We start from the raw sequence: 18,876 nt of genomic DNA on the forward strand, positions 1-18,876 counted from the left end.
CATGTCAGGCTCAGGTCTTTTTACTACGGGTGGAGAATTCGGTCTCTCCACCGGAGGCGAGGGTTTTGGCCTGCGCCATCCAGTCATCACGTTGAATACGGCCTTTGAACCGCACGCGGGCATCAACCCAAGCGATTTCAGCCGCGGTCCATTTGGCGATCTGATCAAAGTGATAGATCCCCAGCTCATTCAGCGTTTGTTCAAGTTTCGGCCCTACCCCACTGATAAGCTTGAGGTTATCGGCACCGCCAGCGCGTGGTTTCTCCAGCGTTTCGGGGCTACTTTCCACAGTACCCGCCGGAATATCCGCGATCCCCGAACGGGTCGAGGTCGCCCCCTTGACGGTGGCCGGTGCCTGCGGTGTTTCAGCCGGCGTTGGTTCTGGGATAGAGGCGACAGGTTCCGCCGCCGCTTCTGTTGCTGGCGCAGAAGCCGGAGTCGCCTTGGCCTTTGCAGGCTCGGCTGCGGGGGCTTCGTATTTGTAGCTGCCTTTGCGCGCAGCGAGTTCCTCTTGGCCCTTCAGCTTGGCCGTCGGCTTGATCCCCGAGAAAGCGGCGGGTTCGTCTTTGGCTGCCGGCGAGGTGCCCGCTGTCGCCTCTGACGCGGCACCGCCGACATCGGCCTCGGCCTGACCGCCGGTCGTGTCTTCGGGGCGAGCCTCTACCGTTTCGGTAGCAGCGGGTTCCGCCTCCAGCGTCGGCTCAGGCTCTACCGCCGCGTCGCTGGTTGGTGCGGCGCTGGCCGCTTGGGTTGTGGCCGCCGTTGCAGGTGCCGCCGCCGCCGCAGGGGTGCTGGCCGTCTGCATAGGCTCATCCCCAAGCGACCCGCACATGAATTTGGACAGGACCACAAAGGTCACAAGCCCCAGTATGATTCCAAGGAACAGGGAGGCGATAAAGCCCCAGCCGAAAACCAGCCAAAATAGCAACGCGAGGACAAGACCGACCCCGGTCCCCCACTGTGTGCAACCGCGTCTGCATTGCTCTTTTTGCGTCAAATCAGTCATGTCCGTCCCTTCGTTCGCCATTCAAGATGATCTATTATGTGTTATAGATACCATCTTTTGTGGCGCGCGACGAGAATTCTGTTTCTTCACCAGCAGCAAGTTTTTTCGCCTGCTCGACCCAGTTGTCGCGGGTCACGCGACCCTTGAAACCTTCGAGGTTCTGATCCACCCAGGATACCTCGTTCGGGCCCCAGTCAGCGATCTGGCTAAAGTGGTAAAAGCCCATCTTGTTCACCAGCGCTTCGAGCTTGGGACCGATGCCCTTGATCATCTTGAGGTCATCCGCCGCGCCGCCTTCGGGGGCATCCAGCGTCTTGGGCTTGGTGGCTGCCGCATCCGCATTGGCCTCTGCAGATTTCGCAACCGATGCTTGTCTGGTGCCCGCGGTCGAGGCTTTGGGCGCAGGGGCCGGATCGCCGGGTGCGACGCTGCCTGCTTCGGGTTTGCCCACAGCTTCGGTGCCGTCAGCCTCCCCCGGTGCTTCGGAGCGTTGATCCGAGGCATCGCCCACATCACGTGGTGCGTCTTCCTCTGCGGCGGTACGTCCGCCTTGGGCACCGTCAGGACCTTCGGGTGGCATATTGTCATCCCGCGCAACAGGCTGTTCCTTGTCGGAACCGGCGCTGTCTGCACCATCTTTACCCTGCCAGGGTGCCGTCAGCGGCACTTCGGTACCATCGATGCGCTTGAGCGTGTCGCCGATGTCCACGGCCAGCTGCGCGCTGGCGTTATATTGTGTCTTGCCGCTGTCGTGATCGGTCAGGCTGGTCAGCCCGGACAGCGGTTCAGAGGCATAGCGCCCGTTCTGCGGGCCGGGTACAGGCACCTGCCCCGCCGCCATCTCGTCGATCATGGTGCGGAAGCCGTCGACGGTCAGATCTTCGTAATAGTCCTTGCCGATCTGCGCCATGGGCGCGTTGGAACAAGCCCCCAGACATTCGACTTCTTCCCACGAGAATTTGCCGTCTTCGCTGATCTGATGTGCCTTGGGCGCGATGCGCTCCTTGCAGACCTCGATCAGGTCTTCGGCCCCGCAGATCATGCAGGATGTCGTGCCGCAAATCTGGAAATGCGCGACCTCGCCCACAGGCTGAAGCTGGAACATAAAATAGAATGTCGCGACCTCGAGCCCGCGGATGTAGGCCATGCCCAGCATTTCAGAGACATGTTCGATCGCAGGGCGGCTCAGCCAGCCTTCCTGCTCCTGCGCACGCCATAGCAAAGGGATGATCGCGCTGGCCTGACGGCCTTCGGGGTATTTCGTGATCTGCGCTTCGGCCCAGGCCTGGTTGGCAGGGGTGAAGGCAAAGCTTGTCGGTTGGTCAGGGTGCAAACGGCGCAGCATCAGATCAGGCTTTCGTTCTTGCGGAAACGGCGGGCGCCTCCGGCGGGAGTTTATTTGGCAAAATGAAGAGGACCCGGCTCAACGGTCGACCTCTCCGAAAACGATGTCCATGGTGCCGATGATCGCCGCGACATCCGCCAGCTGGTGCCCCTTGGCGACATAGTCCATCGCTTGCAGGTGCAGGTAGCCTGGCGCGCGCAGTTTGGCACGGTAGGGTTTGTTCGATCCATCCGCCACAAGGTAGACGCCGAATTCGCCCTTTGGGGCCTCGACCGCGCAATAGACTTCGCCGGCGGGGACGTGGAACCCTTCGGTATAGAGCTTGAAGTGGTGGATCAGGCTTTCCATGTCGGTTTTCATCGCGGTCCGGCTGGGGGGCGTGATCTTGCCCCGCGCCAATACATCACCCTGCCCTTCGGGCGCGCGCAGCTTTTCGATGGCTTGCTGGATGATGTAGGTGGACTGGCGCATTTCTTCCATCCGGACGAGGTAGCGGTCATAGCAATCGCCGTTCACACCGGTCGGGATCTGGAAGTCGAATTCATCGTAGCATTCATAGGGCTGCGCACGGCGCAAATCCCATGCCAGGCCAGAGCCGCGGACCATCACGCCCGAGAAGCCCCAATCCTGGATGTCCTGTTCAGACACGATGCCGATGTCAGCGTTACGCTGTTTGAAGATCCGGTTTTCTGTCAGCAGCTGATCCACATCGACCATGAAGCCCGACAGGAACTTGTGGGTCCATGCCTCGATATCATCAAGCAGCGCGGGCGGCAGATCCTGGTGAACCCCGCCGGGGCGGAAATAGGCCGCGTGCAGACGGGCACCGCAGGCGCGTTCGTAGAAGATCATCAGATCTTCGCGTTCTTCAAAGCCCCAGAGCGGCGGTGTCAGCGCGCCCACGTCCATCGCCTGTGTAGTGACGTTCAACAGGTGGGACAGGATGCGGCCAATTTCAGAATAGAGCACGCGGATCAGCGAGGCACGACGGGGCACTTCGACACCGGTCAGCTTTTCGATGGCCAGACACCAGGCGTGTTCCTGGTTCATCGGGGCCACGTAATCCAGCCGGTCGAAATACGGCAGGTTCTGCAGGTAGGTGCGGCTTTCCATCAGCTTTTCGGTGCCACGGTGCAGCAGGCCGATATGCGGATCGCAGCGTTCGACGATCTCGCCGTCGAGTTCGAGAACCAGACGCAGAACCCCGTGCGCCGCAGGGTGTTGCGGGCCGAAGTTGATGTTGAAGTTGCGGATCTTCTGCTCGCCGGTCAGGGCGTCTTCGAAACCTTTGGTGCCGTCCATCATTTACGCTCCAGCTCGGTCAGTTTGACGCCCATCCACCACAAAAGGGCGACGGTGCCCAAAGGCACGATACAGGCAACAGACCAGTATTTATTGATCCCGAAAAACGGCAACAGCTTGACCATCGGGATGATTGTGAGGGCAGACAGTATGAACCACCACATGCCCCCCATTATTTTGCCTCCGGCTTTTCATCGCCCGGCAGAATATATTCAGCCCCTTCCCAAGGTGACATAAAGTCGAACTGGCGATATTCCTGAACGAGGCTCACGGGTTCATAGACCACGCGCTTTTCCGTCTCGTCATAGCGGACTTCGGTATAGCCGGTGGTTGGGAAATCCTTGCGCAGCGGGTAGCCGCGGAACCCGTAGTCGGTCAGCAGGCGACGCAGGTCGGGGTGGCCGGCAAAGATGATCCCGAACATGTCAAAGACCTCGCGTTCGAACCAGTTGGCCGACGGGTGGATATCGACGATCGAGGGGACCATATCCTCTTCGCGCGCGGCGACGCGCAAGCGGATGCGCTGGTTCTGGTACATCGACAGAAAATGATAGACGACATCAAAGCGTTTGGCGCGGCCCGGGTAATCCACCGCGGTGATATCCACCAGCGAGGAGAAACGGCAGGTCGCGTCGCTTTTGATAAACTCCACCAGACCGGGCAGATTGGCCTGGGTGACATCCATGTTCAGCTCGTCAAAGGCGATGTCCCAGCCGAGGATACAGTCGGGGCGTTTCGCTTCGATATACGCGCCAAGTTCGTTCAGTTGTTCTGACATATCAGCCCCTTAGCGAACAATTGTGCCGGTGCGGCGGATTTTGCGCTGCAGCTGCATGATACCATACAGCAACGCCTCTGCCGTGGGGGGGCAGCCGGGCACATAGACATCGACAGGCACGACACGGTCACAGCCGCGCACCACGGAATAGCTGTAGTGGTAATAGCCGCCGCCATTGGCGCAAGACCCCATAGAGATCACATAGCGCGGTTCCGGCATCTGGTCATAGACCTTGCGCAGGGCCGGTGCCATCTTGTTGGTCAGCGTGCCCGCAACAATCATCAGGTCGGACTGACGCGGAGACGCGCGTGGCGCGGTGCCAAAACGTTCCAGATCGTAACGCGGCATCGAGGTGTGCATCATCTCGACGGCGCAGCAGGCCAGACCAAAAGTCATCCAGTGCAGCGAGCCGGTACGGGCCCAATTGATGATGTCTTCGGTCGAGGTCAGCAGGAAGCCTTTGTCCTGCAGTTCCTTGTTCAGGTTCTGGGTGGCCACATCGCGGTCCATCCCGGCCACATTGGCCCCGGCGGCTGCTACTGCCATTCCAGTGCTCCCTTTTTCCACTCATATGCAAAGCCGGCGGTCAGCACGGCAAGAAAGACCATCATCGACCAGAAGCCGGCCATACTCACGTCCTGAAAGGCCACGGCCCAGGGGAAGAGGAAAGCGATTTCGAGGTCAAAGATGATGAACAGGATCGACACGAGGTAGAACCGCACGTCAAATTTCATCCGGGCGTCGTCAAAGGCGTTGAACCCGCATTCATAGGCCGACACTTTTTCAGGGTCCGGGTTGCGCACGGCCAGCACGACGGCAGCCAGGATCAAAACAATGCCAAGGACAATCGCCACGGCTAGAAAAAGTAGGATCGGCAGGTATTCCCGCATCATGTCGTCCAAGGGGAAGCTCCTTTTGCGTATGCGACGCGCCACGCGCCCTGTCAGCCAAACGGCACTATTGGCTTTGGTCGGTTTACTCCGCTGTCCGGTCAGGGTCAACCGAGCCCGCCATATTTGCGTCATCCTGTCGTGGGGCGCGGCACACCCTGCCCGCGCCCGCGGGATTGGCGCTATTTTTCCAGCAGATCGCGGCTCTCGCGCCAACTGTGCTGCGGCGCGAACCCCAGCAGGTCACGCGCCTTTTCGATGCTGTAGAATGTCTCGAACTGGCCCATATCGCGGGTCAGGCGCACGTCTTTATAGTAGCGATCAATCAAGTCAGACGTTTGTGCGGCGACAGAGGTGTCGGCGTTGGCTACATTGAACACCTCGTAGCCCAAGCCGTCCACCTCGAGACAGCGCTGCACCATCTGCCCCAGATCGCGGGCATCGATATAGGCAAAGATATTGCGCCGCCGTTGATCGGGGTCGTGAATGAAGCCGGGGAAAAGGCTGGCGTATTCATGCGGTTCGATCACGTTGTTGATTCTCAACCCGTAGATATCCGCCCCCGTGCGCGCCTGAAAGCTGCGCGCCGTCGCCTCGTTGCAGACCTTGGACATGGCATAGCTGTCTTCGGGCACGGTCGGGTGATCTTCATCGACGGGGATATAGTCGGGCTTGCGCTCCCCCTGGGCAAAGCAGACGCCATAGGTCGTCTCGGATGAGGCAAAGATGATCTTAGGCACCCCCGCCTTCACGGCAGCATCAATGACATGATAGGTGCCAAGCGTATTGACCCGAAACACCTCTGTATCCGACGTGATCAGGATGCGCGGCACAGCGGCGAAATGCACAACGGCGTCAAACCCCTGCACGCCGGTGCCCTCATCCAGTTCGCCCAGATTCATCAGACTATGCATCACATCATGCATCTGGCCCGCGTCGGTGATATCGGCAATGCGGTTGTCAACGCCGGGGTGATCCAGCGGCTGCTGGTCCACATTCAACACCTGATGCCCCTGATCCAGCAGATAGGGGATCACATGCCGCCCCGCCTTGCCGCTGCCGCCGGTGAATAGAATACGCATGGGGGCCCCTCTCGCCGTTGATGTCGTGGCAAAGCCTAGAGCCTTGCCGCCCCGCTTCAACCCGTAACCCAGGCCGCCTTGCGCTTGTCGAAGAAGGCACCGATTCCCTCGGCCGCCTCTTCGGTTTCCCAGCGGTCGGCCAATGCGGCGATGGTATGGTCCACGACCTGCGCGTCGATCCGCGGTCCCAGATCCCGCGCGAGCTGTTTCGCCGCAGCCACGGCCCCCGGCGCACAGGACAGATAGGGCACGACCTCGGCCTCGATCGCAGCGTCCAGCGCATCTGCCGGCACGGCACGGGCCAGCAACCCCAGATCGACCGCCTCCGCCGCGTCAAACAGACGGGCCGACATGAACACACGCCGCGCGCGCCCCTCGCCCATACGGGCCAGCACATAGGGGCCGATGGTGGCCGGAATGATCCCCAGCCGCGTCTCGGTGAACCCCATCTTCAACGTATCAACCCCGATCGCCACATCACAGACCGAGGCCATGCCGACACCGCCACCAAAGGCGTTGCCCTGCACCCGACCGATCAAGGGCTTGGGCAGCGTGTTCAGCGCGCCCAGCATCGTGGCCAGCTTGCCTGCCTCGGCAGAGCGTGTCGGCCCATCCATATCGCGCTGCGCCTGCATCCAGCCCAGATCACCGCCCGCGCAAAAGCTTTTGCCCGCGCCAGTCAGCACCACGACCCGCACAGCGTCATCAGCGGCCAAGGCGGCGGCGGCCCCGGTCAGCTCCGCGATCATCTGCGCGGACATGGCGTTGTGCTTTTCCTCGCGCGCCAACGTCAACGTCGCGACCCCGCGCGCGTCGGTCTCCAGTTTCAGTGTCTCGTACATCATCCTACCCTCATCCGCCGCGCCATCTCGGCGGCTTCCTCGATCACCGCCTGATCCAACCCGGTGTCATAGCCAAGCGCCATCAGATGCGCGTTGACCTTTTCCGTGGCAACATTGCCCGCAGCCCCCGGCGCATAGGGGCACCCCCCCAAACCGCCTACGGCGGCATCGAACACCCGCAGGCCCATGGACAGGGATGCATCGATGTTGTCCATCGCCCGCCCGTTGGTGTCATGGTAATGCCCGGCCAAACGCCCCACGGGCACCACATCGCGCACCGCCAGCAACATGCGCGCAATCGTATCCGGCGTGCCCGCCCCGATGGTGTCGCCAAGCGAGACCTCATAGCAGCCCATAGAGAAAAGACGATCCGCCACTTCCGCCACCTTGGATGGCGCGACCGCCCCGTCATAGGGGCATTCCACCACACACGAGACATAGCCCCGCACCGGCATATCCACATGGCGTGCCTGCTCTAGGATCGGCGCGAAACGCTCGAACGCCTCCTCGATGCTGGCGTTGATATTCTTCTGGCTGAACCCCTCGCTGGCCGAGGCGAACACCGCGATCTCTCCCGCTTTGGCCGCGACCGCATCCTCGTAGCCCCGCATATTCGGCGTCAGCGCGGCATAACGCACCCCCTCGACCCGAGCAATCCCGCCCAGAACCTCACCCGATCCGGCCATCTGCGGCACCCATTTGGGGCTGACAAAGCTCGCCACCTCGATCCGGGAAAACCCCGCACGGCTCAGAAGGTCGACCAGCGCGATCTTCTCCGACACCGGAATTTCGCGCGCCTCGTTTTGCAGCCCGTCCCGTGGACCGACCTCGAATATCTCGCAGACCCCTTTATCCATAACGCCCCCTCCCCTTCATTTTGCCAAATAAACTCACCTGCGCGACGGTAGCATCACTCGACCGGCCACGGGTCAAAAAACGTCCGGTCAAACAGCGGCACGTCTTTAGGCAGCGACAGCTGGAACGCCTCGCGGTCGGTGATGCGCGCATACCAGGCCGCCACATTGGGGTGATTGTCGAGCTTGGCGAAATGCTGCGCCATATAGACCGCCTGCCCCACGTTCACATCCGCCGCCGTGAAACCGCTCATCAACAGATAATCCTGTGACAGTATCCCACCGCCCAAACGCGCCTCGATCGCGTCGTAACACTTCATCAATCGCGCGGCTTCCAGCTTCATCACGATGGGGCTGCGCATGGAATCATCGCGAAGCGCCACATGCTGCTGGGTCAGCGCGGCACAATGCTGCGATACCGTCTCGGCAAAATGGATCCACACCAACCACGCCATGCGATCCGGCGCCCCCGGCATCCGACCCAACCGGTCGGGGCTGAACCGTTCGCAAAGATATTCCGCGATGGCACCCGTCTCGAACATGCGCTCCCCGTCGATCTCGAGCGAGGGCACACGCCCCGCCGGGGAAATGGCGAGATAGCCCGGATCACGCAAGGATTTGTCGAAGGCGTGGATCGACACCTCGAAGGGCACCTCCAGCTCGTGCAGCAACCAAAGGGTGCGCATGGAACGGGTCTGTTCGACGTGGTGCAGGGTAATCATGGTGCGGTCTCCTATGCCTCGGGCTCTAGCCGCACCAGTGCTACACCCGCCTCGACCTGATCACCAGCCTGCGCCAGAACCTCGGCGACCACGCCATCGCGCGCGGCAAGCAGGCTGTGCTCCATCTTCATGGCTTCCAGCACCGCAAGGCGGTCGCCCTTGGTTACCGTCTGGCCGACCTTGGCATCCACGACACGCACCAGTCCGGGCATCGGGGCCTCGATCAGGTTGCCGTCGCCGTGACCACCCGCGGCACGGGCCAGCGGGTCGACGACGTCAAACACCAGCCCATAGCCGTCAAATACCGTTACGCGCCCCTCGGCGACAGATACAGCCGCCGCCTGTTGCCCGCCCAAGGACCAACGCCCGCCGATGCGCTGCGCCACCACCTCTGTCCCGTCCACGGTCCAGATCTGGTGATCCGCCGAGACGACCTGCACCTGCAGCAGATGATCCTCTCCGCCCCAAGTCGATCCGACCGCGCGGCGCAGCGGCTGCCACAGCGTAAATCCCGCGCCCCCGGCCGGATCCAGCAACGACAGTGCCGCCATCCCGGCAAGCGCCGCATGGCGCGGCTCCACCTCTGGCGCTTGGGTCAAAGCATCAATGTCACGGGCGATCAGCCCGGTATCCACATCCCCCGCCGCAAACCCTTCATGCGCCGCCAAAGCCCCGAGAAACGCAAGGTTTGTCACCGTCCCCGCGACCTCGCAGCCGGTCAGCGCCGCGCGTAGGCGCGACAGGGCAATCTCGCGCGTGTCGCCATGCACGATTACCTTGGCAATCATCGGATCATAGAAAGGGCTGATCGTATCGCCGGCGCGCACGCCGCTGTCGGCCCGGCAGGCGGGCGTGAACTGCAAATGCGTCAAGGTGCCCGTGGCGGGCAGGAAGCCCTTGGGCACATCCTCCGCATAAAGCCGCGCCTCAAACGCATGTCCGTGGATCGACAATTCGTCCTGGCGCAGGGGCAGCCCCTCGCCTGCCGCCACGCGCAACTGCCAGGCCACCAGATCAACGCCGGTAATCGCCTCGGTCACGGGATGTTCCACCTGCAGACGGGTGTTCATCTCCATGAAAAAGAAGCCGTCCGTCTGCAACCCGCCAGAGCCGTCGACGATGAATTCAATCGTGCCCGCCCCGGCATAGCCGATCGCCTCGGCTGCTGTGACGGCCGCCTGCCCCATCGCTTCGCGCATTTCGGGCGTCATGCCGGGGGCCGGAGCCTCCTCGATCACCTTCTGGTGGCGCCGCTGAAGCGAGCAATCGCGTTCAAACAGATGCACGGCCTTTTTGCCGTCGCCAAAGACCTGCACCTCGATATGGCGCGGTTTGGTGACGAATTTCTCGACCAGCACATCGGCGTTGCCAAAGGCTGTCTTGGCCTCGGAGCGCGCACTCTCCAGCGCGGCCTGAAAACCGTCCGCCGCCTCCACCAGCCGCATGCCCTTGCCACCCCCACCGGCGACGGCCTTGATCAACACCGGATAGCCGATCTTATCCGCCTCTGCCGCCAGCAGCGCGTCATCCTGATCGGCCCCGTGATACCCCGGCACAACCGGCACGCCCGCCTCGACCATCAAGGCCTTGGCAGCGTCTTTAAGCCCCATCGCGCGGATGGCTTTGGCCGACGGGCCGATAAAGACCAGCCCCGCCGCCTCTACCGCATCCACGAAATCGGGGTTCTCGGACAAAAAGCCGTAGCCCGGATGGATCGCCTGCGCGCCCGTATCCAGTGCCGCCTGAATGATCGCCTCGCCGCGCAGATAGCTATCGGCAGGGGCCGAGCCGCCAATATGCACCGCCGTATCCGCCATCGCCACATGCTTCGCCGCGCGGTCCGCGTCGGAATAGACCGCCACGCAGCGCACCCCCATGGCCTGCGCTGTCTCCATCACGCGGCAAGCAATCTCGCCCCGGTTCGCAATCAGGATCGTATCAAACATCACGCAGTTCCCTCACATCCATCGTATCTTCATTTTGCCCCTTAAACTCCGGGGGTCCCCGGGGGCTGGCCCCCGGCTTAATTAAAAACTTGGGCTTGCCCCCGGCCTAATAAAAGTCTTGGGCTGGCCCCCGGCTTTATTAAAAACTTGGGCTGGCCCCCGGCCGCATAAAGGCCCACCGCAGCCTACATCCGGAACACACCAAACTTCGTATCCTCGATCGGTGCGTTCAAACTGGCGCGTAGCGACAGGGACAGCACCTCGCGGCTGTGGCGCGGATCGATCACGCCGTCATCCCAAAGCCGTGCGGTCGCATAAAGCGGATGCGACTGTTCCTCGAACATATCAATCGTGGGCTGCTTGAACGCGGTCTCTTCTTCCTCGGTCCAGCTGTCGCCCGCGCGTTCAATTGCATCGCGTTTTACCGTTGCCAGAACGCCCGCCGCCTGCGCGCCGCCCATGACCGAAATGCGCGAGTTCGGCCATGTCCACATGAAGCGCGGGGAATAAGCGCGGCCCGCCATACCATAGTTACCAGCCCCGAACGACCCGCCCACCAGCATAGTGATCTTGGGCACATTGGTCGAGGCGACAGCCGTCACCATCTTGGCCCCGTGCCGCGCGATGCCTTCGTTCTCGTATTTTCGGCCGACCATGAAGCCGGTGATGTTTTGCAAGAAGACCAGCGGGATCTTGCGCTGCGAACAGAGCTCTACGAAATGCGCGCCTTTCTGGGCGGATTCCGAGAACAAGACGCCATTGTTGGCGATGATACCGACGGGGCAGCCTTTCACATGGGCAAAACCGCAGACCAGCGTCTCGCCAAAGCGCGCCTTGAATTCGTCGAAGCGGCTGCCATCGACCAGCCGCATGATGACTTCGCGGATGTCATACGGCGTGCGCAGATCGGCGGGAACAACGCCCAGCATCTCGGCCGGATCATAGGCAGGGTCTTCGGCGGGTTGCCATTGCACATTCATCGGGGCCGCGCGGTTCAGCCCGGCCACGGCGCGTCGTGCCAAGGCCAGCGCGTGGGCGTCATCCTCGGCCAGATAGTCGGCCACACCTGACAGACGGGTATGCACATCGCCACCGCCCAGATCCTCGGCGCTGACCACCTCGCCCGTGGCGGCCTTGACCAGCGGCGGACCGGCCAGAAAGATTGTGCCCTGCTCTTTCACGATGATCGACACATCCGACATCGCGGGCACATAGGCCCCGCCCGCGGTGCACGATCCCATGACCACCGCGATCTGGGGGATGCCCTTGCCGCTCATCCGCGCCTGATTATAGAAAATCCGGCCAAAGTGGTCACGGTCGGGAAAGACCTCGTCCTGATTGGGCAGGTTCGCGCCGCCGCTATCGACCAGATAGATGCAGGGCAGATGGTTTTCCTCGGCGATCTCTTGGGCGCGCAGGTGTTTTTTGACGCTCAACGGGAAATAGGTGCCGCCCTTCACCGTCGCATCATTGCACACGATCATGCAGTCGATGCCCTGCACCTTGCCGACACCCGCGATCACGCCCGCCGCTGGGGCCGCCCCGCCATAAAGCCCATGCGCCGCCAGCGCACCAACTTCAAGGAACGGCGATCCGGGGTCGAGCAGGTTGGCCACGCGTTCGCGGGGCAGCATCTTGCCGCGGCTCACGTGACGCGCGCGAGATTTCTCGCCGCCGCCCAGTTCCGCCGCATCCGCCGCTTCGCGGATGGTTTGCAGCGCGGCCAGATGCGCGGCCTCGTTCGCCTTGAAGCTTTCGGACGAGGGCAAGGCTTGCGAAATCAGCTTCATGTCGGTCTCCTTGATCGGATGGAATGGGGGGACGTCACAGTCGGGTATTGCATCACGCAGCCCCTTCGGCAGCGGCGCGGGCTTTCAGCGCGCGGCGGATCACCTTGCCTGTGACGGTCATCGGCAAGGCATCCAGAAAGGCCACCTCGCGCGGGTAGGAATAGCTGGCAAGGCGGGTTTTCACCCAGTCTTGCAGGGTCTGTTCATCGACAGTCGCACCGGATTTGCGCACGACATAGGCTTTGACGATCTCTGTCCGCAGCGGGTCGGGCTTGCCCACCACACCGCAGGTTGCCACATCGGGATGGGTCAGCAGACAATCCTCGATCTCTGCCGGACCGATGCGATAGCCGCTTGAGGTGATCACATCATCCTCGCGCCCGATAAAGCGCAGGTATTCACCGTCGAACACGCCGCGATCGCCGGTCAGCATCCAGTCACCCCGGAATTTCTGTGCTGTCTCGTCGGGGCGCTGCCAATAGCCCAGCATCATCGCGGCTGATCCCTTGCGGATGGCGACATCGCCTTCGTCTGCCGTCGGCGCACCGGTATCATCCAGTACGGAGACTTCATGGCCCGGCACAGGTTTACCGATGCAACCGGGGCGCGGCGGGAACTGGCTGCCCGCGCTGGTGGCGACCATATTACATTCGGTCTGCCCGTAGAATTCGTTGATGCTCAGGTCAAAGGCGTGTTGCCCCCATGCCAGCATCTCCGCCCCCAAAGGCTCACCCCCCGATGCGACAGAGCGTAGCCCCGCGATTGTGGCGCCCTCGGCCTTGAGCATCCGCAGCGCGGTCGGGGGGAAGAACACGTTGCGCACATCGCCATCACGGATAATGCGCGCACAGGCGTCTGGAGAGAATTTGGCCAAGCGTGCCGCGACAACAGGCACACCAAGCGCCAGCGCGGGCATTGCCACATCGAACAGCCCGCCGATCCACGCCCAATCGGCAGGTGTCCAGAGGCAATCGCCCTCCTGCCCCAGCACATCATGGCTGAGCGAGACGCCGGACAGATGGCCCGTCAGCACCCGATGGCCATGCAGCGCACCCTTGGGCGACCCCGTCGTGCCCGAGGTATAGATCAGCACCGCCGGATCGTCAGGGCCGGTGTCGGCAAAGCCGACAGGATCCCCCGCCACGCCGACGCTATCTGCCATCATGGGCGTCGCCAGCCCCCCCAGCAGATCGCGCCCTTCGGGATCGGTCAGCACCAGCGTCACGCCCGCATCACGCACCCGCGACGCAAGGGCATCATACTTGAAGAGTTTGAACAAAGGCACTGAAATCGCGCCGATTTTCCAGATCGCCAGATGGGCCGCAGCACACCACGGGCTTTGCCCCAGCAGCACGCCCACACGGTCGCCTGCCTGCACCCGCTGCGCCAAGGCGCGGGCCAGTCCGTCGACCATATCGGACAGGGTGCCAAAGCTGACATCGCGTCGCGCGTCACCTGTCAGATCAATGATCGCAAGCCGCGCGGGGTCATGGGACAGACATTGCGCCGCCATGTTCAGCCGCGCCGGAATCTCCCACGCGCCCGTTGCGTCCAGACCTGGCAGGACGTCAGCCATCAGCCTTCCCACACGTCCAGCGACAAAGCCTGACGCGCGGTCTGTTGCATCAGACAGTTGATCGCCGCAGGTCCGCGCCCCGTGCCCCCCTGCCAAAGCGAGGCTTCGTAGGTGCATGCCTTGTCGCGGAACACGATCCACGCCCGCTGCATCTCGCGCAGGGCATCCGCCACGCCGGGGCTTCCCTCGGGCCCCGGGATCGCATCGGCATCCATCCGTTTGGCCTGCACCATCACCGCGGCGTAATTATCGTTCAACCGCTGGTCCCAGAATTGCAGCTCACGGTCCAGACATCCGCCCATACCATAGGTACTGCTTCCGCCCGGAGTATCCTCCATACACTGGTTCGCAGAGACACCGACACATGCCATCTCGGCGGCAAAGCCATCGGCGTCGGCCAGGCAAATCTCTGTGCCACGATCAGTATACTGCAGATCCTGCGCGGCAAGCGGTGAGGCGCAGAGCATCAGGGCAAGGACCAGAGGTTTCACGCCATCGCTCCCATCATCTCGCGGCCCACCAGCATCCGGCGGATTTCAGAGGTGCCTGCCCCGATCTCCATCAGCTTGGCATCGCGGAAGATGCGCCCCACGGGGTTGTCCGACAGATAGCCCGCCCCACCCATGGCCTGCACCGCCTGATGCGCCTGTTTCATCGCCTCTTCGCTGGCATACAAACAGCAGGCGGCGGCATCCGCACGGGTGACATCACCGCGATCACAGGCCTTGGCGACCTCGTAGACATAGGCGCGGGCCGAATTCATCGCGGTGTACATATCCGCCATCTTGCCCTGCATCAGCTGGAAGTTCCCAATGGGCTGCCCGAATTGCTTTCGCTCGACCATATAGGGCATGATCTCGTCCAGACAGGCGGCCATGATCCCCAGACCGATCCCCGCCAGCACCACGCGTTCGTAATCAAGCCCCGACATCAGCACCGCCACGCCGCGCCCCTCTTCCCCCAGAACGTTTTCAAACGGGACTTCGACATCGTCAAAGATAAGCTCTGCCGTGTTGGACCCGCGCATGCCAAGCTTGTCGAAATGCGGGCTGGTGGTGAAGCCTTTCATGGATTTCTCGATCAGGAAGGCGGTGATGCCTTTCGATCCGGCATCGGGGTCGGTCTTGGCATAGACCACCAGCGTGTCGGCGTCGGGGCCGTTGGTGATCCAGTATTTGTTTCCCGACAGGCGGTAGTGATCGTTGCGCTTTTCGGCGCGCAGTTTCATCGACACCACGTCGCTGCCCGCAGAGGGTTCGGACATCGCCAGCGCGCCCACATGTTGGCCCGAGCATAGGCCCGGCAGGAATTTCGCCTTCTGCTCGGGGCTGCCGTTGAGACGGATCTGATTGACGCAGAGGTTCGAATGCGCCCCGTAGGACAGCGAGACCGAGGCGGAAGCGCGTGCGATTTCTTCAACCGCGACGGTGTGCGCGACATAGCCCATGCCCGAGCCGCCGAATTCTTCCTCGACCGTCATGCCCAGCAGACCAAGGCTGCCCATCTCTTCCCAGAGCGCGGGCGGGAATTCGTTCTTGGTGTCGATCTCGGCGGCCATCGGTTTGACCCGCTCCTGCGCCCAACGGTGCACCATATCGCGCATCTCGTTCACGTCGTCGCCCAGATCGAATTTCATGGTGGTGTTGAACATAGACCCCTCCCCCGAGTTTATTGAACAGTTGTTCATTACACTACACTTCTCGCGGATTCGGTCAAGCAAATGTCGCAGGCTGCGCGGAACTGCACCCGTGCCGCCGATGTTACCCCCGTGACACAGGATAGAAAGGACGCCCCGATATGAGCACGTCATTGAAGAAAGAATTCTGGGACCGCGTAGACGACACCCGCATCGGGATGCTGGCCACCGATACCGCCCGCGCCATCCCCATGAGCCACTATGCCGACCACGACGCCAATTGCCTTTGGTTCATCACCGCACGGGACACAGATCTGGCGAAATCCGCCCAGACCGGTGCTGCGGCCGAATATCTGGTGACCAGCAAGGACGAACACCTATACGCCCGGATCGACGGTACCGTTCAGGCTGTGACCGACCCTGCCAAACTGGACGAGTTGTGGAACGCCTTTGCCGCCGCCTGGTTCAAGGACGGACGCAAGGATGACGACGTACAACTTGTGCGCATGGACCTCAAACAGGCGGAGGTCTGGCTGACCGGCGGCAGCCTGTCCTTCCTTTACGAAATCGCCAAAGCCAATGTGACCAAACAGATTCCGGATGCGGGCGAACATGGGACGATCCGGTTCTGAACGGCGGACAGGCCACTATTCACATCAAGGGCGGGCCTTCGTGCCTGCCCTTTTCGCTACAACCTGCTAGGGTGCTGCCGAACACCCGCGGGCTTTGCTCTATACCCTGTCTGATACAGCCACGAACGGATGAACTGATATGAAAATCTATGTGACCAGTATCTTCGTTGACGACCAAGACAAAGCCCAGAAGTTCTACTGCGACAAGCTGGGATTTGAGGTGAAGAACGATATCCCCCTCGGGACGCACCGCTGGCTCACTGTGGTATCGCCCGAACAGCCCGAGGGAACAGAGCTTTTGCTAGAGCCCAGCGATCACCGCGCCGTCGGCCCCTACAAACAGGCGCTGGTGGAAGACGGGATCGCAGCCCATTCTTTTCAGGTTGAGGATCTGGATGCCGAAGTCAAACGGCTGACCGACAGCGGTGTCGTCTTCACCCAAGACCCTATTGATGCCGGCCCCGTCCGCATGGCGGTGCTGGATGACACCTGCGGGAACCTCATCCAGTTGATCCAGATGGCGCCCCCCGGCGCGGCCTAGCCCTGCTGGAACACCGCCGAGACTTCCGCGCGAATGATCCGTGCGATCAGTGCGCAGTCATCCAACGAGAATGTCAGCGGGACGCGCATGTCGATGATACTGGCGAGCACCGCATCGCTGGCGGGCAGCGCAGAGGGTTCGGCATAGCGCCATGAATCGTAGCGGCTGGTAAAGCCCACAGGCTCCGCCCCGCCGAACCACTTTAGCTCCACCCCGCGGGCGGCGCAACGGCTCAGCACTGGTGCAATGGCCTCGGGGGTCCAGCCAGAAAGCAGGAACTGGAACGACGATCCGACAAAGCGTTCCACCGCGGGGCGGTTGATGAGGGTCAGGCCGGGCGTGTCGCGCAAGCCGTCCTGAACCACATGATACCGCGCATTCCACCCGTCGATCTGTGCCTCAAGCCGCTTGAGCTGCGGGCGCAGGATTGCCGCGCGCAGGTTATCCATCCGGCCAGAGATATTCGGCGTGTCGTATTTCACCGTCTCGAAGGCTTCGGGCGGCGGCCCCGCCAGATGCCGGTCGTAAAGCATATAGGACCCTGAGAGCATGATCGCCCGCGCCGCGAGTGCTGCATCATCGGTGACCAGCAGCCCGCCCTCGCCCGCGTTGACGTGTTTATAGGTCTGGCAGGAATAGCATCCCACCGCCCCATGCCGCCCCGAGGGCACGCCGTTCCAGCTTGCCCCCATTGTATGGGCGCAATCCTCTACCACGGTGACACCGGCGGCGTCACAAAGCGCCATCAACCGGTCCATATCGCAAATATGCCCGCGCATATGGCTTAGCAGCAGCACCCGCGCCTGATCCAGTTTGGCGGCCAGATCGTCCAGATCGATCACCAGCCCTTGGGTGACATCGACAAAGATCGGCGTGGCCCCGACCGCGGCAATCGCGCCCGGCACGGGGGCCAGCGTGAAAGCGTTGGACAGCACCCGATCCCCCGGCTTGACACCAACAGCCCGCAAGGCGGTCGCGATGGCATAGCCGCCGGAGGCCACGGCAAGGCAGTAGTGCGCGCCCACCATCGCGGCGAACTCCTGCTCTAGCAGCGCGGCCTCGGCGATTTCGCAGGGCGCGGTGTTATAGCGGTGCAACCGCCCGTGGCGCATCACGGCGACGGCGGCGTCGATGGCTTCCTCGGGGATCGGTTCTTGCTGGGTGAAGCTGCCGGCGAACACCTCTGCCGTGTCAGATACCATGTCAGACGGCACCGATCAGACGGGTGACGATGTCGGGCAGGTCGTCATAGTGGTCCAGCAGGGCTTCGGGGCCAAGTGCTGCCATATCATCGCCCGAGGGACCGAAGGAGACCAACACGCAAGGCACACCCGCCGCGCGCGCCGTCTCGCGGTCGGTATTGGTATCGCCCACAAGCAAGCACAGCGCGGGGTCGCCCCCGGCACGCCGCGCGGTTTCGAACAGATGCTCCGGATCGGGCTTGCGGATCGCCAGCGTATCGGCCCCCACCATCGCGCCAAAGGCATCGCGCACGCCAAGCTTGGTCAGCAGCGTATGCGCCAGCCCCTCGGGTTTGTTGGTACAGATCGCCACGCGGTAGCCCGCGGCTTTCAACGCCTCCACCGCCTCCATCGCGCCGGGGTAAAGCACGGTATGGGTGTCGATCTCGCGGCCATAGGCTTCGAGCAGCATGGGATAGTAGCGGTCGATCGTCTCGGCGTCGTCGGCGCGCCCCAAACGTTCCATGCCCAACCGCAGCATCGCGCGGCCGCCTTTCAGCGCCGTGCCTGCATCGGTCTTGGCATCCAGCACATCGCCCTCGCCCATGTCGCGGAAACAGGCATTGGCCGCGGCGATCAGGTCTCCGCTGGTGTCCGCGAGCGTTCCGTCGAGGTCGAATACGACTGTTTTCATCGGCATTCCTTTGCTGAATGTGTTGCAGGCGGAAATCTTCTTTGATGACCCCTAGCCTT

General features: G+C 62.3%; 20 protein-coding genes. 2 read left to right on the top strand and 18 right to left on the bottom strand.

What is annotated here, in order from left to right:
* Window positions 1–10 precede the first annotated feature (10 nt).
* From AB1495_RS00435 to AB1495_RS00510, 16 genes are all read right to left on the bottom strand, one after another.
* Window positions 11–1,006: an endonuclease gene (locus AB1495_RS00435; protein ID WP_244268795.1), complete on the bottom strand. Its 996-nt coding sequence runs from the start codon at window positions 1,004–1,006 to the stop codon at window positions 11–13.
* Window positions 1,007–1,040: 34 nt separating this feature from the next.
* Window positions 1,041–2,351, bottom strand: coding sequence for an NADH-quinone oxidoreductase subunit E (locus tag AB1495_RS00440; RefSeq protein ID WP_074634423.1), 1,311 nt, complete (start codon window positions 2,349–2,351; stop codon window positions 1,041–1,043).
* A gap of 78 nt (window positions 2,352–2,429) precedes the next feature.
* Complete coding sequence (locus tag AB1495_RS00445) at window positions 2,430–3,653, bottom strand: NADH-quinone oxidoreductase subunit D (RefSeq protein ID WP_005853993.1); 1,224 nt, start codon at window positions 3,651–3,653, stop codon at window positions 2,430–2,432.
* On the bottom strand, window positions 3,653–3,817 hold the full coding sequence (locus AB1495_RS00450) for a hypothetical protein (RefSeq protein ID WP_005853995.1): 165 nt from the start codon (window positions 3,815–3,817) through the stop codon (window positions 3,653–3,655). Before AB1495_RS00450 ends, AB1495_RS00445 begins: the two co-directional genes overlap by 1 nt.
* An 8-nt stretch (window positions 3,818–3,825) precedes the next feature.
* Window positions 3,826–4,431: an NADH-quinone oxidoreductase subunit C gene (locus AB1495_RS00455; protein WP_037944466.1), complete on the bottom strand. Its 606-nt coding sequence runs from the start codon at window positions 4,429–4,431 to the stop codon at window positions 3,826–3,828.
* A gap of 9 nt (window positions 4,432–4,440) precedes the next feature.
* A complete protein-coding gene (locus AB1495_RS00460; RefSeq protein WP_005853998.1) occupies window positions 4,441–4,977 on the bottom strand; it encodes an NADH-quinone oxidoreductase subunit B family protein in 537 nt (178 codons plus the stop codon).
* A complete protein-coding gene (locus AB1495_RS00465; protein WP_005854000.1) occupies window positions 4,968–5,333 on the bottom strand; it encodes an NADH-quinone oxidoreductase subunit A in 366 nt (121 codons plus the stop codon). The genes AB1495_RS00460 and AB1495_RS00465 overlap by 10 nt, the downstream gene beginning before the upstream one ends.
* A 170-nt stretch (window positions 5,334–5,503) precedes the next feature.
* Entirely contained in the window at window positions 5,504–6,403 is a 900-nt protein-coding gene (locus AB1495_RS00470; RefSeq protein ID WP_074634424.1) for an NAD(P)-dependent oxidoreductase, read from the bottom strand.
* Between the two features lie 56 nt (window positions 6,404–6,459).
* Window positions 6,460–7,245, bottom strand: a complete 786-nt coding sequence (locus tag AB1495_RS00475; RefSeq protein WP_009824867.1) for a crotonase/enoyl-CoA hydratase family protein — start codon at window positions 7,243–7,245, stop codon at window positions 6,460–6,462.
* Window positions 7,245–8,102, bottom strand: a complete 858-nt coding sequence (locus tag AB1495_RS00480) for a hydroxymethylglutaryl-CoA lyase (protein ID WP_037964146.1) — start codon at window positions 8,100–8,102, stop codon at window positions 7,245–7,247. The genes AB1495_RS00475 and AB1495_RS00480 overlap by 1 nt, the downstream gene beginning before the upstream one ends.
* 53 nt (window positions 8,103–8,155) lie before the next feature.
* A complete protein-coding gene (locus AB1495_RS00485) occupies window positions 8,156–8,821 on the bottom strand; it encodes a glutathione S-transferase family protein (protein WP_074634426.1) in 666 nt (221 codons plus the stop codon).
* 11 nt (window positions 8,822–8,832) lie between these two features.
* The gene (locus tag AB1495_RS00490; RefSeq protein WP_074634428.1) at window positions 8,833–10,767 is read right to left on the bottom strand and encodes an acetyl/propionyl/methylcrotonyl-CoA carboxylase subunit alpha; all 1,935 of its coding nucleotides are present in this window, start codon (window positions 10,765–10,767) and stop codon (window positions 8,833–8,835) included.
* 185 nt (window positions 10,768–10,952) lie between these two features.
* Complete coding sequence (locus AB1495_RS00495; RefSeq protein ID WP_074634429.1) at window positions 10,953–12,557, bottom strand: carboxyl transferase domain-containing protein; 1,605 nt, start codon at window positions 12,555–12,557, stop codon at window positions 10,953–10,955.
* Window positions 12,558–12,609: 52 nt separating this feature from the next.
* Window positions 12,610–14,133 carry an AMP-binding protein gene (locus AB1495_RS00500; protein WP_074634431.1) on the bottom strand — a complete coding sequence of 508 codons (1,524 nt, stop codon included), beginning with the start codon at window positions 14,131–14,133 and terminating at the stop codon, window positions 12,610–12,612.
* The gene (locus AB1495_RS00505) at window positions 14,133–14,624 is read right to left on the bottom strand and encodes a lysozyme inhibitor LprI family protein (protein WP_074634432.1); all 492 of its coding nucleotides are present in this window, start codon (window positions 14,622–14,624) and stop codon (window positions 14,133–14,135) included. Before AB1495_RS00505 ends, AB1495_RS00500 begins: the two co-directional genes overlap by 1 nt.
* Window positions 14,621–15,784 carry an isovaleryl-CoA dehydrogenase gene (locus tag AB1495_RS00510; protein ID WP_005854015.1) on the bottom strand — a complete coding sequence of 388 codons (1,164 nt, stop codon included), beginning with the start codon at window positions 15,782–15,784 and terminating at the stop codon, window positions 14,621–14,623. Before AB1495_RS00510 ends, AB1495_RS00505 begins: the two co-directional genes overlap by 4 nt.
* A 146-nt stretch (window positions 15,785–15,930) precedes the next feature.
* Here AB1495_RS00510 and AB1495_RS00515 point away from each other — a divergent pair, with 146 nt between their 5' ends.
* Both AB1495_RS00515 and AB1495_RS00520 read left to right on the top strand, forming a co-directional pair.
* On the top strand, window positions 15,931–16,401 hold the full coding sequence (locus tag AB1495_RS00515) for a pyridoxamine 5'-phosphate oxidase family protein (protein ID WP_074634434.1): 471 nt from the start codon (window positions 15,931–15,933) through the stop codon (window positions 16,399–16,401).
* A gap of 139 nt (window positions 16,402–16,540) precedes the next feature.
* Window positions 16,541–16,942, top strand: a complete 402-nt coding sequence (locus AB1495_RS00520; RefSeq protein WP_074634435.1) for a VOC family protein — start codon at window positions 16,541–16,543, stop codon at window positions 16,940–16,942.
* Here AB1495_RS00520 and AB1495_RS00525 read toward each other — a convergent pair.
* The gene (locus AB1495_RS00525; protein ID WP_074634437.1) at window positions 16,939–18,144 is read right to left on the bottom strand and encodes a DegT/DnrJ/EryC1/StrS aminotransferase family protein; all 1,206 of its coding nucleotides are present in this window, start codon (window positions 18,142–18,144) and stop codon (window positions 16,939–16,941) included. The genes AB1495_RS00520 and AB1495_RS00525 overlap by 4 nt on opposite strands.
* Before the next feature lies 1 nt (window position 18,145).
* Window positions 18,146–18,817 carry an HAD-IA family hydrolase gene (locus AB1495_RS00530; protein WP_005854024.1) on the bottom strand — a complete coding sequence of 224 codons (672 nt, stop codon included), beginning with the start codon at window positions 18,815–18,817 and terminating at the stop codon, window positions 18,146–18,148.
* Window positions 18,818–18,876 lie beyond the last annotated feature (59 nt).

It is taken from the genome of Sulfitobacter pontiacus, from assembly GCF_040790665.1.
In the GTDB taxonomy this organism is placed as follows: Bacteria; Pseudomonadota; Alphaproteobacteria; order Rhodobacterales; family Rhodobacteraceae; genus Sulfitobacter; species Sulfitobacter pontiacus.

Bases quoted from the DNA above. Each gene is read 5' to 3' on its own strand.
- AB1495_RS00470 (WP_074634424.1), bottom strand. From the start codon at position 6,403: ATGCGTATTCTATTCACCGGCGGCAGCGGCAAGGCGGGGCGGCATGTG.
- AB1495_RS00500 (WP_074634431.1), bottom strand. From the start codon at position 14,133: ATGGCTGACGTCCTGCCAGGTCTGGACGCAACGGGCGCGTGGGAGATT.
- AB1495_RS00455 (WP_037944466.1), bottom strand. From the start codon at position 4,431: ATGTCAGAACAACTGAACGAACTTGGCGCGTATATCGAAGCGAAACGC.
- AB1495_RS00440 (WP_074634423.1), bottom strand. From the start codon at position 2,351: ATGCTGCGCCGTTTGCACCCTGACCAACCGACAAGCTTTGCCTTCACC.
- AB1495_RS00510 (WP_005854015.1), bottom strand. From the start codon at position 15,784: ATGTTCAACACCACCATGAAATTCGATCTGGGCGACGACGTGAACGAG.
- AB1495_RS00485 (WP_074634426.1), bottom strand. From the start codon at position 8,821: ATGATTACCCTGCACCACGTCGAACAGACCCGTTCCATGCGCACCCTT.
- AB1495_RS00520 (WP_074634435.1), top strand. From the start codon at position 16,541: ATGAAAATCTATGTGACCAGTATCTTCGTTGACGACCAAGACAAAGCC.
- AB1495_RS00445 (WP_005853993.1), bottom strand. From the start codon at position 3,653: ATGGACGGCACCAAAGGTTTCGAAGACGCCCTGACCGGCGAGCAGAAG.
- AB1495_RS00490 (WP_074634428.1), bottom strand. From the start codon at position 10,767: ATGTTTGATACGATCCTGATTGCGAACCGGGGCGAGATTGCTTGCCGC.
- AB1495_RS00480 (WP_037964146.1), bottom strand. From the start codon at position 8,102: ATGGATAAAGGGGTCTGCGAGATATTCGAGGTCGGTCCACGGGACGGG.
- AB1495_RS00475 (WP_009824867.1), bottom strand. From the start codon at position 7,245: ATGTACGAGACACTGAAACTGGAGACCGACGCGCGCGGGGTCGCGACG.
- AB1495_RS00515 (WP_074634434.1), top strand. From the start codon at position 15,931: ATGAGCACGTCATTGAAGAAAGAATTCTGGGACCGCGTAGACGACACC.
- AB1495_RS00450 (WP_005853995.1), bottom strand. From the start codon at position 3,817: ATGTGGTGGTTCATACTGTCTGCCCTCACAATCATCCCGATGGTCAAG.
- AB1495_RS00460 (WP_005853998.1), bottom strand. From the start codon at position 4,977: ATGGCAGTAGCAGCCGCCGGGGCCAATGTGGCCGGGATGGACCGCGAT.
- AB1495_RS00495 (WP_074634429.1), bottom strand. From the start codon at position 12,557: ATGAAGCTGATTTCGCAAGCCTTGCCCTCGTCCGAAAGCTTCAAGGCG.
- AB1495_RS00525 (WP_074634437.1), bottom strand. From the start codon at position 18,144: ATGGTATCTGACACGGCAGAGGTGTTCGCCGGCAGCTTCACCCAGCAA.
- AB1495_RS00435 (WP_244268795.1), bottom strand. From the start codon at position 1,006: ATGACTGATTTGACGCAAAAAGAGCAATGCAGACGCGGTTGCACACAG.
- AB1495_RS00530 (WP_005854024.1), bottom strand. From the start codon at position 18,817: ATGAAAACAGTCGTATTCGACCTCGACGGAACGCTCGCGGACACCAGC.